Origin of the sequence: Mucilaginibacter sp. McL0603 (genome assembly GCF_049992945.1) — a bacterium.
Classification (GTDB): Bacteria; Bacteroidota; Bacteroidia; order Sphingobacteriales; family Sphingobacteriaceae; genus Mucilaginibacter.
In genome coordinates this window covers 61,305-75,019 of sequence record NZ_CP188251.1, presented here as the reverse complement: position 1 = coordinate 75,019, position 13,715 = coordinate 61,305, and the positions used below count along the sequence as shown (strand labels likewise).

At 40.4% G+C, this 13,715-nt stretch carries 11 protein-coding genes and 1 pseudogene; 9 read left to right on the top strand and 3 right to left on the bottom strand.

The genetic code is table 11. The features are described 5' to 3' along the window. Positions 1–110 precede the first annotated feature (110 nt). Positions 111–587, top strand: coding sequence for a hypothetical protein (locus ACPPVU_RS00375; RefSeq protein WP_426669702.1), 477 nt, complete (start codon positions 111–113; stop codon positions 585–587). A 245-nt stretch (positions 588–832) separates the two neighbouring features. Here ACPPVU_RS00375 and ACPPVU_RS00370 read toward each other — a convergent pair whose 3' ends face one another. Then, complete coding sequence (locus ACPPVU_RS00370) at positions 833–1,201, bottom strand: winged helix-turn-helix transcriptional regulator (protein WP_426669701.1); 369 nt, start codon at positions 1,199–1,201, stop codon at positions 833–835. A gap of 201 nt (positions 1,202–1,402) precedes the next feature. Here ACPPVU_RS00370 and ACPPVU_RS00365 point away from each other — a divergent pair, with 201 nt between their 5' ends. Then, entirely contained in the window at positions 1,403–2,254 is an 852-nt protein-coding gene (locus ACPPVU_RS00365) for an SDR family NAD(P)-dependent oxidoreductase (RefSeq protein ID WP_426669700.1), read from the top strand. A gap of 209 nt (positions 2,255–2,463) precedes the next feature. Further along, on the top strand, positions 2,464–3,723 hold the full coding sequence (locus ACPPVU_RS00360; RefSeq protein WP_426669699.1) for a condensation domain-containing protein: 1,260 nt from the start codon (positions 2,464–2,466) through the stop codon (positions 3,721–3,723). 204 nt (positions 3,724–3,927) lie between these two features. Here the strand turns inward: ACPPVU_RS00360 and ACPPVU_RS00355 are convergent. Beyond that, positions 3,928–4,592: pseudogene (locus ACPPVU_RS00355) on the bottom strand (sialate O-acetylesterase). Positions 4,593–5,057: 465 nt separating this feature from the next. On the opposite strand from ACPPVU_RS00355, the gene ACPPVU_RS00350 reads away from it, so the two are divergent. From ACPPVU_RS00350 to ACPPVU_RS00325, 6 genes are all read left to right on the top strand, one after another. Further along, the gene (locus ACPPVU_RS00350; RefSeq protein WP_426669698.1) at positions 5,058–5,765 is read left to right on the top strand and encodes an MBL fold metallo-hydrolase; all 708 of its coding nucleotides are present in this window, start codon (positions 5,058–5,060) and stop codon (positions 5,763–5,765) included. Positions 5,766–6,239: 474 nt separating this feature from the next. Next, entirely contained in the window at positions 6,240–7,103 is an 864-nt protein-coding gene (locus ACPPVU_RS00345; protein ID WP_426669697.1) for a DUF808 family protein, read from the top strand. Between the two features lie 235 nt (positions 7,104–7,338). After that, a complete protein-coding gene (locus ACPPVU_RS00340) occupies positions 7,339–8,928 on the top strand; it encodes an ABC-F family ATP-binding cassette domain-containing protein (protein WP_426669696.1) in 1,590 nt (529 codons plus the stop codon). A 38-nt stretch (positions 8,929–8,966) separates the two neighbouring features. Next, positions 8,967–9,914, top strand: a complete 948-nt coding sequence (locus ACPPVU_RS00335; protein WP_426669695.1) for a class I SAM-dependent methyltransferase — start codon at positions 8,967–8,969, stop codon at positions 9,912–9,914. A 32-nt stretch (positions 9,915–9,946) separates the two neighbouring features. After that, a complete protein-coding gene (rlmF, locus tag ACPPVU_RS00330; protein ID WP_426669694.1) occupies positions 9,947–10,951 on the top strand; it encodes a 23S rRNA (adenine(1618)-N(6))-methyltransferase RlmF in 1,005 nt (334 codons plus the stop codon). Between the two features lie 323 nt (positions 10,952–11,274). Then, a complete protein-coding gene (locus ACPPVU_RS00325; protein ID WP_426669693.1) occupies positions 11,275–12,087 on the top strand; it encodes a hypothetical protein in 813 nt (270 codons plus the stop codon). A gap of 117 nt (positions 12,088–12,204) precedes the next feature. Here ACPPVU_RS00325 and ACPPVU_RS00320 read toward each other — a convergent pair whose 3' ends face one another. Next, positions 12,205–13,257, bottom strand: a complete 1,053-nt coding sequence (locus ACPPVU_RS00320; RefSeq protein WP_426669692.1) for an NHL repeat-containing protein — start codon at positions 13,255–13,257, stop codon at positions 12,205–12,207. Between the last annotated feature and the right edge of the window lie 458 nt (positions 13,258–13,715).

The window sequence follows — 13,715 nt, the reverse complement described above, 5'->3', positions numbered from 1 at the left end:
AATAGCATGGGAAATAATTGTTTTGAAAGCCTTTAGATGGAAATCTGGAGGCTTTTTTTGTTGGATTTCTTTTCTATTTTAGTTACTCAATAACATCATTACCGAATAACATGAAAATATTTAAAAGATTAATTATTCTGACATCTGTTATTACTTGCTTATTATCATGCACCAGTATCTCGACAGTTGATAAGTTTTATACGGAGAAAGGGGAATGGGATTCCGGTAGAATACCGTTTATAAAACCTTACGAGGCTATAATTACAAGTAAAGAACTTGGCTGGGGCATGAATTTAGATGGAAAGGATGGCGATACAGGATTTTTTAATATAAAAAAAGCTAATGTGGTAGGTGGAGTAATGTTGATATATAGTATAAACAGCATCTTTCACGGCGTTGATATTAAGCAATCGTGGCATATTATAATTCCTGGAAAACACATTGAAAAGGGCTTTGTAAGCTATCAAGAGTATCGAGATTATTTAAATGTGCTTGGGATAAAATCTGAACCTATACTTTATAATATTGAGCATATTGCCAATTATTATGACGATCACGATACTATAGATTGGAAAGCTATTAAGTGATTATGATTATTAAATAGCGTTTAATTGTCAAGCACGCTGCACAATACAAATCCCCCATAAAAGAGTTCGGGTTTTGGAGTCTAAGGCCACTATAATTTAAGTCAAAAGTCTTGAGGTTTTTTAAGTATTTCAGATTAGTAGTGCGGTGAAAACAGCGGCCACGGGCTGAATTGACTCGCCGTGTGACTCACCAGTTTTTTCTTGCCTTATAACAGGGCGCAAATCTTCAGTAAAGTTACAGCCGATTACGGGTTAAACCGGATCATTTCCCGATGCTGGGTGCCCCACTCATCTAAAGCATGAACGACGGTCCTGAGTGAGCGACTGTAGGAAGTTAAAGAGTATTCGACGGCCAGCGGTGCTCCGTCATGGACGGTGCGGGATACAAAGCAGTTAAGTTCTAATGCTTTCAGTTCATTGGAAAGGATACGGGCTGATATTCCGGGGATGCTTTTCTGCAGATCATTAAACCGCTTACTTCCATCGAATAGCATAACGATGATTTTAAGTTTCCATTTACCCCCGATGACATAAAGTGCATCATCGATAGCCTTTAGGCTCGGCCGGCAATTGGAAGCTGGAGTATCTTCATCCTGGTTAGCTAAATCTTTCATGTTATCGGGTCTCTAATGCTGTCGGCGGGTAACAGTCTGTCTTACAATGCAAAATTAATCATTATCCTGCATCGTCGTCATCATTACTGTGACAGGAATGTAAAAACAATAACATTCAGGTTAGTGCTTACCTTTTTGTTAGTGACGGAAATGTACGGAGCAGGTTACCGATTTTTGTACTAATTAATAATTGAAAAAAAAATGAACAAACAAATTATAGCCGTTGTAACCGGTGCCAGCAGAGGCGCTGGAAAAGGAATCGCGATTGCTCTTGGCGAAAAAGGTGCAGTCGTATACGTAACTGGAAGAAGTTCCGGTGAAGGAGATGAAATCTCAGGCTCAATAATTGACACCGCAAAAGCGGTAACTGCCGCCGGTGGAAAAGGGATCGCGGTAATCGTCGATCATGCGGATGATAGTTCAGTGATCGCCTTATTCGAACAGGTTAAAAGGGAATATGGCAGGTTGGATATTTTAGTAAATAATGCCGCCAATGCAAATGATGACGTGGCCAAAACAATCCCTTTCTGGGAAAATTCACTGAAACCCCTGGACCTGCTTAATGTTGGCTTGCGTTCTCATTACGTCTCCAGTTATTACGCGGTTCCTTTGCTTTTCGCTAACGGGAAAGGCCTTATTGTTAATACCGGGCAATATGCTGCGGTTGGGTATTATCATGGTCCTGCCTACGGGGCTCAAAAAGCAGGATCCGATAAAATGATTGCAGATATGGCCAAAGAGCTAAGATCTCATAACGTAGCAGCAGTGTCGGTATGGATGGGGTTTCTGGATACAGAAAGAGCGCGTGCTTATATATCATCATTACCTGAAGATAAAAAGCCGAAGACAAAACGGGAGTCGCCACAGTTTACAGGGCGGGTAATCGCGGCACTTTATGAGTCTGATGAACTGTTAAATCTTTCGGGCCAGGCCCTGATAGGTGCAGAGCTTGGCGAACGGTTTGGCATTCTCGACATAGATGGTAGTAAACCTGTTTCTTATCGGGAAACACTGGGCTACCCGCCGGACTTACACCATACCTTGAAAAACTAGAAGCTGAAAAAGCCATCTTTCTAATGTAAGGTGGCTTTTTTAGTTTGACGGACCAAATACGGGCCTTAATTGAATGGTTGCTAATCACTCATTATGAAAGCATGTGTTAAATCCGGGTATAAGTCTCACCTGTATTGGGGATATGAACCCAATGTGCCAGTCAATAATATTGTATCATGTTTAACTCATCATCCCTACATGATATTTCTATGAAAACACAAACTCGTCGTCCGCTTGGTGGATTTGAAAGATTTTTTTGGTTGTTGGATCAGCAAAGACCAGTACATTTTACTATGGTAGCAGAAATTACAGGCACTTTACCGGTTACGGCCTGGGAAAATGCACTGGCAGATGTGCAGCAACTGCATCCTTTGCTTTCTGTAAGCATTAATCTTAATGAAAATAACTCCCCTGAATTTGTAAGCCAACCCGGCGCTACTATCCCGTTAAGGATTGTGAAAGCCACATCCGAAACGGAATGGGTAGCAGACTTAGAGCATGAGGCGATTAATAGGTTCCATGCTGCCTCTGCACCGCTTATAAGGGCCGTTTTGTATGAATATCAAAACAAATCCGTTATTGCTCTGATTGCCCATCACTCCATTGCCGATGGCCGGTCTTTGTCTTTCGTTATCCGCGATCTGCTGAATGCCACGAACGGAAAACATGCCGAACCTTATGCCATGCCGCCATCGCTTGATGATTATACCGACCTGCCTAAAAACACGCTTAGCCAGTTCCCGGCAAGCGATGCGGACGTTGCCTTATTCAGCCAACAGCCGCAAGCCGTTAAGACAACCCCGCAGATCCAGCTTTTGCAACTGTCGCCAGAGCTTTCCAGCCAGGTCATCAAACGTTCCAAACAGGAAGGCACTACGGTTCAAGGCGCTTTGATGGCTGCCCTGGCCCTGGCTGGTAAAGCCTGGAAATCGCAGCCAATTCGTTTATTTAGTCCCTCATCAGCCCGCGAAACTTTGGGTGCCGGTGAAACCATCTGTCTATCCATTGGTGGTGGTCGTATAGTTCCTTTTGATATGGAGAGGATTAGCGACTTTTGGGATATTGCCCGGTATGCCAAAGAAAGCTTAGCCGGCGTCAGTTCGAAAGAAGAAATTTTCGGATTTGCCAAGGCCGTATTCGGACTTATAACGAGTGGTATAAATGCCGAAGGTACAGTACAGTTTGCAGATACCGCCCTGGCCAATGAATATATGATAACCAATGTTGGTGCTTTACCATTTGAAAGTACCATTGGAAAGCTAAAATTAGATGCCGTATGGGGGCCTATCACCATAACCGGCTATGAGTGCAGCCAAACGGTTGGCATTACAAGCATCAACGGCTCTATAAATATGGCGCTCACATCACCCAGCCATATGCAGGTTAAACCGGTTCTTGAATTTATGGAGCAGATTTTAAGTATGGAATGCATCCCGTTGAACAGTTTATCGCAGGAACAAAGTTTTTAATAACAACCATTTATAGCCACAATGGCGGCATTTAAAAAGTGCCGCCATTCAGCTTATCTTGGTGTATTACCGCCCCCGCCGCAAAATGCAAATCAGCCTATAAAAAGTTTGGGTTTTGTGGTCTCAGTACCACTGATAAGCGAAAAGCCTTTAGTCGGAAGATTGAAGGCTTTTCTTTTTTAGGAACGGGCTGCAATCACCCTATCAGTTCTTTTGCACTTTGAGCATCTTTTTAGCATATCGTTTTCCTAATTCATCAGCAGACGGACTGTCAAAATGCACGGTATCGCCCCTGTGTGTGAGTGCTTCGGCCGTAGCTACGGCGGTGTAGGGCACCATTGCCGGCAATTTGGTCAATTCATCATTAATACCTGAAAATTCCGGGCGAAACCGGCCCAGTTCGCCTGCTATAAAAGGAAGTTTGGGGTCATTAACCAATGTGCGAAACCGCTCAATCAGCTCCTTTAACCGGGCAAGATAAAGCTTTGTTTTTTCGGGCGTTTTATCGGCTTCGCCCTGATGCCATATTATACCTTTTATAACGCCGTATTGCATTGCTGTTTTTATACGCAGCACTGCATCGTCATATGGATGAGTGTTTGTAGCCGCATCATAGGCGCCGGGCAGCCAATGCTCAATAGGCGTTCCGCCCACCCGCAGGGGATAAGGCCAATCCTGATCTTTGGATCCCTGGCGGCTTTTGCCATGGCAATCCCAAAAGCCAGTCCTGGACCAACACCAGCAATAGACGGCTGATCAAAATGCAGCGGATTTTTGGCTAAAACCCATTTATTGTCTTTATCGAGCATAAATACCCTGCTGTCTCCTTCGTTTTTAAACTCGTCGGTTATATATCCCCTGCCTGACATGTTTGATTGACCTGCCAATATGTACAACTGAAAATGCGGGTCGGGTTGTTGCTGTGCGTGTGCCAATGATAAGGCAGTTGCGAGGCAAACCATTGTAAGCAAAGTCTTAATTTTTATCATTTATAGCTATGGTATTTACAAATATTAATAGTCTTAACGGGAATGGCTGCCCGTTTATTTCCCGCTGCCGGGATTCTTCTGAGATACCCGGCTTCTTCTAAAAATCAACTTGATACCGTCGATTTCATTTGGGTTTTAATAGGTAAAATATGCCGGACTGTCGATTTTAACATTGTTTAACATGGACATTTTGAACGTTTGCATCATAAAACAACGTTTAGGTATTCAGCGAAGACAAACGATGACCGTTAAATAAATACTTAAATCCGAAAGCAAAATATATGAACTCATTTTTTACGCATTAATCAATAAGTTTTTTATTAAAAATAAAACATGAATAATCGTATGAAAAGGATCAGCAATAATATATACCAGATCAGCTTAGGTCGGGTCAACGTTTTTGTCATCGAAGATAATGGCCTCACCCTGATTGATACCGGTACTAAAGGGAGTGCAGGAAAAATTTTCAACGCAATTAAGAACGCGGGTAAGAACCCTTATGATATCAAACGGATCATCCTGACCCATGCGCATCCGGATCATGCCGGAAGTGCCGAAGAGATCAAGAGGTTGTTAAGGATACCAGTATTGGCACACCGCGAAGATGCGAAGATCATGCAATATGGCATTGGTTTCCGTAAGGAGATCTGCCTGACGCCAGGGCTGAAAAACTGGCTGATCTACGAGCTGGGCATCAAGCGTTGCGGCATCAATATCGAGCCTGTAACTATAGACGAACAGTTAAATGACCATGACCTGCTGTCCTTGCTGGGCGGGATTCGGGTTATCCATACACCAGGACACAGCAAGGGCCATATCTCCCTGCTTGCGGAAAACGAAGAAATACTGATAGCAGGCGACCTGTTGTCGAACAGCACAGGGTTGGGCCTGAGCGTCATCTATGAAAATATGGCGGAAGGCATCAGCAGCATCCTGAAAGTGACGAACCTGGACTTTGATAAAATGGTTTTCGGGCATGGCAGACCCATTTTGAAGGATGCGGGCAGCATCATGCGGCAGGCTTTCGATAATTATGATTATGCACTCGTTTAATCCGCACACAAAATATGAAAGTGAGTCAAATGCTGAAGAACCTGGGCCGGAAACTTTACACCTTAGGTCTTAAACTGATATGTATATATGCGGAATATTGCGGGCCAACCTTGTTTGCCTCTTTAATGAATCTCTGTATATCAAAGGTTATGCAGTTGCTAAGAGCGTATCAAAGCACTTTACTATTGGCAGTGAAGAGCAGTCCTGTTTTATTTAAAATTACCCGGTTTAGGCAAATTATCGTGAAGGCGCAAAATAGGCCGGGTCAACTTGTCACAGCAAAACAAAGCCAGTATTTTGATGCCGGCTTTGTAGTAAAACCTCTAATTAGAGCTGCCCGGTTGCCGGGTACAAATTGTCTTCCAACGTCGCAGCGCGATGCAAATCAACCATAAAAGCGTTAGAGATTTGTATATTTATTGCAGACAAAGTGTGTATTTAAAATTCCACGCATAAAGCAATAACTAATTAAACATGGCATCAGGTTTTTTTGCGATTTTGGATGATATAGGTGCTTTGATGGATGATGTCGCGGTGACAACTAAAGTTGCAGCGGGTAAAACTGCAGGCATATTAGGCGATGATTTAGCTGTGAACGCAGAAAAATCTACCGGTTTTTTATCTTCACGGGAATTGCCTGTGCTGTGGTCTATTACAAAAGGCTCTTTACTTAATAAGGTTATTATTGTTCCCATCGCTTTACTATTAAATGTATTTTTCCCGGTGGTTATTAAGGTCATCTTAGTTTTAGGAGGATTTTATCTGGCTTATGAGGGAGTTGAAAAAATAATTGAATATTTTTTTCATCGCTCAAAAGCAGCACATCAGGTAATTACAGAAAGTAAAAAAAATGATAGCGATGCCGAAAAAGCAAAAGTTAAATCTGCTATAATGACCGACTTCATCCTATCCATAGAGATAGTAATTATTGCGCTGGGAACTGTCTTAGAAAAGAGTCTGATGATACAGATAGTAACTGTTTCGGCTGTTGCCGTTCTGGCAACAATCGGCGTTTATGGCATAGTAGCAATTATTGTCAGAATGGATGATACCGGCTATAAACTGATCCAACGTTTTCCTAAAGGTTTTTTTTCGGTGTTTGGCCTTTTACTGGTTAAATCGTTACCCGTTATTATTAAAATTCTGGCCGTCACCGGAACAGTTGCATTGATTTTGGTTTCAGGGGGAATTTTCATGCATAATATTGAATATTTGCATCATATATTTCCAACCTTATCATTGTTAATCAAGGAGTTTGCGATTGGATTGACGGCCGGGTTAATTGTGTTAGGTACGCTAACAGGTGGCAAGAAGATACTTTCATTATTAAAGCGATAATCTTCAGAGTAATCTTTACAAAGGCAACGAGTTTTGTTGCGAAAGGGCACGTTTAAGATGAAAGCCGTTAGATAAAGTTTAAAGGCTTTTGTTTTGACCTATATAATATTCATCAGATTTTTTATTTTTGTCAACGTAATCAAAACAAACTTTATGTAATAAATAATTTCTTTCCGGGAAAATAAACAAAGCTGCTATGCGGCTCCTGTAATTATTAACTCTTTAAAAAGAAATTATGCTTATTCTACAAGATGTTACATACATACATCCCAACAGGGATTTATTGTTTAATGATATTAATCTCGTTATCAATAAACAAGATAAAATTGCCTTAATTGGCAATAATGGTACGGGGAAATCCACCCTTCTTAAAATCTTAGCCGGGACCTTACAACCTTCAAACGGACTCGTAAAAACGACAGCGAAGCCTTATTATGTGCCGCAGCTTTTTGGCCAGTATAATAATTATAGTATTGCCGGGGCTCTTGGGGTTGAGGGAAAGTTAAAAGCATTAACAGAAATTATCGCGGGCAATGTAACCGATGAAAATATGGAATTGCTTGATGATGATTGGACAATTGAGGAGCGATGTAAAGAAGCATTCGCCCATTGGGGTCTTGATGGATTGGAATTATCTCAAAAAATGGGGACTTTAAGTGGCGGGCAAAAAACAAAAGCTTTCCTGGCGGGGATCATAATCCACAGTCCCAAAATAATTTTAATGGATGAACCGAGTAATCACCTGGATACAAAAGGCAGGGATATTCTTTATGATTTTATCACGTCCACTACGAACACATTGATGGTGGTAAGCCACGACAGAACTTTATTAAATCTTCTTAATACTGTTTACGAACTCGATAAGCATGGAATAACCATTTATGGGGGTAATTACGATTTCTATGCCGCTCAGAAAATGATTGAAAATGATGCATTGAGCAGGGATGTAAAAAATAATGAAAAGGCGCTTCGTAAAGCGAAAGATGCGGAAAGGGAGTCTTTAGAACGCCAACAAAAGCTTGATGCCCGTGGAAAGAAAAAGCAGCTAAAGGCAGGACTTCCTACAATTTCTATGAACACATTTAGAAATAATGCTGAGAAAAGCACTTCGCGCACAAAAGGCGTGCATGCTGAAAAAGTGGGAATTATTTCGCAGGAATTAACTCAACTGCGGGCGTCATTGCCGGATATAGACAAAATGAAAATGGGTTTTGACAATTCCCGACTTCACAAAGGAAAGATACTGATGACTACAAAAGACATAAACTGGAAATATAACGATCAGTTACTTTGGAAACAGTCCCTGAATTTTCAAATTACAAGTGGCGAACACATTGTTATTAATGGCCTGAATGGCTCCGGAAAAACGACCCTGATAAAAATAATTTTGGGAGAACTTGAGCTTCAGTCAGGAACAATTGACAAGGCTGAATTTAAAGCCATTTATATTGACCAGGACTATTCATTGATAGACAACAGTATTAGTGTTTATGAACAGGCACAACAGTTTAATTCCGGTGTATTACAAGAGCATGATATAAAGATCCGGTTAAACCGCTTTTTGTTTACCAGGGAATATTGGGACAAATCTTGTACAGCGCTTAGTGGCGGAGAAAAAATGCGGTTAATGCTTTGTTCTTTAACAATAGATCATAAAGCCCCTGACATTATTATATTGGATGAGCCGACAAATAACCTGGATATTCAAAACATTGAAATTTTGACAACCGCGATAAATGAATATAAAGGAACACTCATAGTTGTATCGCACGATAAATATTTTTTGAAACAGATAAACGTGGAGCGTTCTATCGCCTTAGAATAATTTGCTTACTATATTGAAATTCATTTGTTAGTACAAAAATGAAATCAAGAATTATTAATTATAATCTAGCCGCAGAGAAAGCCATCTTTGAAATGCAATCAGATATAGGGGCAATAGAGAACGATCCATTACTGTTTGAAGAGAAGAACTTTGATCAGCGTACTGAGGCTATAGACTTCATCGAATTTCAGATTATTGATCAGATTGAAGGACTCCTGGGAGAAACTAATCAATCAGATAAATTGCTTTTGCTGAAACATCGTGCTGAAAAAGTAAAGTCTGAACTGGAGAAAATCAACATTATCCTGTTTCGAAAGCTTCAGAAAGATATCCGAAATGTGGGGTATACAGGAAAAGAGTTCAAAAGCCTGGTTAATAAACACGTCGATTTTAATTTAGACGATAACGAACACCAGGAAGAACCGGGGTACGATAATCTGGATATCTTTATTAATGGGTTATTGTCTCCAAAGACTATGCCGGAACAGACTAAGGATTTAGAACCAGAAATGGTTTTTTATCAAAAAACGCCTGCAAGGATCATTTTCGAACTGGCAGACAAAATCAAATTCGCTAAAGAAGATGTTTTTTTCGATTTGGGTTCCGGCTTGGGTCAGGCAGGAATTCTGGTAAATCTCCTTACCGGAGTTACAGCAAAAGGTGTAGAATTCGAGCCTGCTTTTTGCGATTATTCACAGGATTGCGTAAAGAAACTTAATCTATCTCACATAACGTTTATAAACGCCGACGCCCGGCAAGCAGACTATTCCGACGGAACTATATTTTTTATGTATACGCCCTTCAATGGCGAAATTCTGCAAGAGGTTTTAGAGATTTTGAGGAAAGAATCGCTGTTGAGGAAAATTAAGATCATTACTTATGGGCCATGCACTCCCAAAATCGCCTCCCAAAGCTGGCTGGATTCTGCTGTTTCGAAAGATGATAATATTTATAAACTGGCTGTTTTTACCAGTTTGCAGAATTGAGGAGAATTCTAAGTGTTTTATTGTAGATAAGAATGCCGACCTTCGCAGAAAAGATTATCATTATTAAAATGACTTCAGATCCAAAACAAAAACCTGCGGAAAAGGAAAATTTGCACCCACGGAACAGCCACCGGGCCGGGTATGATTTTAAACTACTTTGTAAGGGTAGTCCGGAGTTAAAAAAGTTTGTATCTGTTAACCAATATAATGATCAATCGATAGACTTTAGTGATCCCAATGCTGTAAAAGCCTTAAACAAAGCACTTCTGAAACATTATTACGGAGTTGATCATTGGGATATCCCGGAAGGATATCTTTGTCCGCCAATACCAGGGAGAGCGGATTATATCCACTATGTAGCAGATCTGTTAAGCGAAATTAACAATGGAACTATTCCCCGTGGCAATAAAATAAATGTTTTGGATATTGGCATGGGCGCAAACTGTGTTTATCCCCTAATTGGCGCTGCTGTTTACGACTGGCGATTTGTAGGTACCGATATCGACCCTGTCGCCATCCGGACGGCAAAGGATATCGTTTCATTAAACCAAGGTTTTCAGGATAAGATCATACTTCGCTTACAAAGTAATAAGGCCAATATTTTCAAGGGCATTATTAAACAGGGCGAGGGTTTTGACATCACGATCTGTAATCCTCCTTTCCATGCATCGCTACAGGAAGCGCAGGCTTCTACAGCTGCCAAGTGGAAGAAATTAGGGATCAATAAACAACCTACCTCACTAAATTTCGGGGGGCAAAAAACAGAACTGTGGTGTTATGGTGGGGAAGCTGGATTTATACGCCGCATGGTTGAGCAAAGTGCAATGGTGGCACACCAATGCTTATGGTTCTCTACATTGGTTTCAAAAAAAGACACCCTTCCAATCATCTATAGAGCGCTGAAGAAAGTTAATGCACTGGATGTTAAAACCATCAGCATGACACACGGACAAAAGGTGAGCCGCATAGTTGCATGGACATTTTTAAACCAGGCAGAACAAACAGATTGGAGAAGTAAATTCTGGCCGGGCTCCTGATATATTTTGTGGGGTCATGTGGAATTATTTCCCCTAAATTCCCTTAGGATATTTTATAAAACATTTTATATAAGGGTTAATTGTATTACGCGATTAAGCTATTAGAACAAAATTTCAATGATTTTTTTTACATCAGGTTGTATTCGTAACCTGCTGGTTTTTCGATGTTTATTATCTGAGTTATATATAGGTTAAGTTATACGGGTTTACTGAAAATCCATCTTTAGTTCGCACATAAACATTTAATGGTCTGGTAATTGGCTATCACACACCAGTGTTTGTTTATCTAATGATTAATTGATAGCCCTAAATAATTTAAAAAGATGGAACCAAAATTTTACAAAAAGCAAAATGTTATAAAAAGCTACACAAAACCCCTGGTTTTGATCATAGCTTGTATGCTATTAGTATACACTTCATGTCGCAAAGACAGCTCGTCGTCTAAACCTTCAACAACAACTCAGCCGCCTTCTAATGAAGCATTGAGCAGCCAGATCGCTGTAAACTTGTCAAAATCATTAGCCGGTTCATTTGGTGGTGTAAACCTGAATGATGGTGTTGATTCTGTATCAGTAGCAGATCACCTTGGGCCTCACCACGCTTGTGGTTGTGGCAGCAGCAATCCACTTTGCGGATTTTTTACTGATTCATTGGTGAATTATAATACTACGGAAGGTGACTCAGTGAAAATACATACAGGCGGTGAGTTAAAATTTTACTTTAATTGCGATGCTAATAACAAATTGTCAGGTTATACTGCTAATGACTCTTTAAGCACTTTCAGAACCAACGCCACTTCGGTATCTGAGTATAGAGTTGAACAGTTTTACACTATTAAAGCTCTGGATAATGACCACCAATTTATTGGCGTAAACGGGAGTAATAATTTAATTACTACAGTAACTTATAATGGGAATCATACTCCGGTAGTTGGAGGTGTTTTCTATGAATTTACAGATTTGAGTATTGACGTAATCAACAAGGATATTTTAAGCGGTACTGCAGTTTTCCATGCATATGGCAGTAACTGGAGTGCACAGGGTTCTATTACGTTCCTTGGAAACCACATGGCTGATTTTACCATTAAAAACCAGCTATACCATGTTAACCTGCTCACCGGTAAAATGACTCAGTAAAAATTCATATTTGATTTAACCAGAAAGGGCTCTCCACTTTAATTTAAATAGTGGAGAGCCCTTTTATTTTTATGCAGATATTATAATCCGCTAATTTGCTGATCGAACAGATTGCGCTTATTGTTGTATCATTCGGATAAGTCCGTTACCTGTGTCTGCAACAAATACTCTATTATATTGATCTACTGCTACACCTTGCGGGTTATTGAAGGTGGCTGTGGCTAATGCACCATCGTTTGTACCCGGCTTGCCTGTACCTGCAAGTGTAGTTACTGTTCCATCTCGTGCTATTTTGCGTATCAGGTTATTATTCGAATCACCTACATATACATTACCCTTCGCATCCACTGTTACCCCGGCAGGGGCATTAAATGATGCTGCAGTTCCAACACCGTTAGTCGCACCGGCATTGCCGCTACCTGCAAGTGTGCTTACTGATCCATCAGGGGTTATTTTACGTATCAGGTTATTGCCCTGGTCGGCTACATATAAATTGCCGGTAGAGTCAATTGCTAATGCGCTGGGTTGATTAAAGGAAGCGGCTGTGCCAATTCCATTTGCATTGCCACGTGAACCGCTGCCTGCAACGGTAGTTATTACACCTTTAGACGTAATTTTTTTTATCAGGCTGGTGCTATTATCGGATACATAAACATTGCCACTGGCATCTGAAACTATCCCCGCTGGTGTATAAACTATAACCGGAGCACCAGTGGTGTTGACTGGAAAAGTAGTTACAACACCATTTGTATTTATTGCACGAATTGCAGCATTCCCCATATCGGCTACATAAACATTACCTGCAAAATCTATACCCACACCATTAGGAAAATTAAAGGCAGTAGCGCCGGCTGTATTGGAAAATCCCTGTTTACCGGTACCGGCAATGGTATTAACAACACCTTGTGGTGATATGATCCTTATTCTGTTGTTTTGTTTATCAGCTATAAACAAAAAGCCTGAAGAAGCTATAGCTATACCCGTAGGATAATTAAACGATGCTAATGTTTTAGTGCCGTCGGCAAAGCCCTGAGTACCGCTGCCTGCAAAGGTTTTTACTGTTGGTGTACTTTGAGCAGGGGGCGGAGGACCAGGGGCTATCGGAGTTTTTTTGCTGCAAGCCGCTACAAACAATGTAGATGCTAAAAGTAATGTAGAATATCTTTTCATAATTTATTTGTTGGATATTAATTATTTACAATTTAATCTCTTTTACAATCAGAGATAAAAAAATATTAATTGGTTTATTGGGTTATTAATTGGATGCGAAATGTTTTATCGCTTTTACGAACATACATAAAAACGCTATGGTGTAAATAATATTTTGAATAGCTTGAAGATATTTGACCATTCATTTGATTGTCAGGAACGCTCATTCAACTATCATGTTCTATTTATCACAATTGTACTGAAAAATGAAATGGGAATTTTAAATACTTTTAACAGCATGTTTTGCAATTGTTCTTGTTTGTTCCATCTTTAACATAACCTGGCTTTACCCCAATCTCACTTATTATACGGCATAGTTGGCTTTTTCGCTACAAGGAAAATGGATTTATATTCTTGAGTGAACGAAGCTTGTCAGTCATTTCTTTATCCCGATATTTTATCTTAAAATCCGTAGCTTT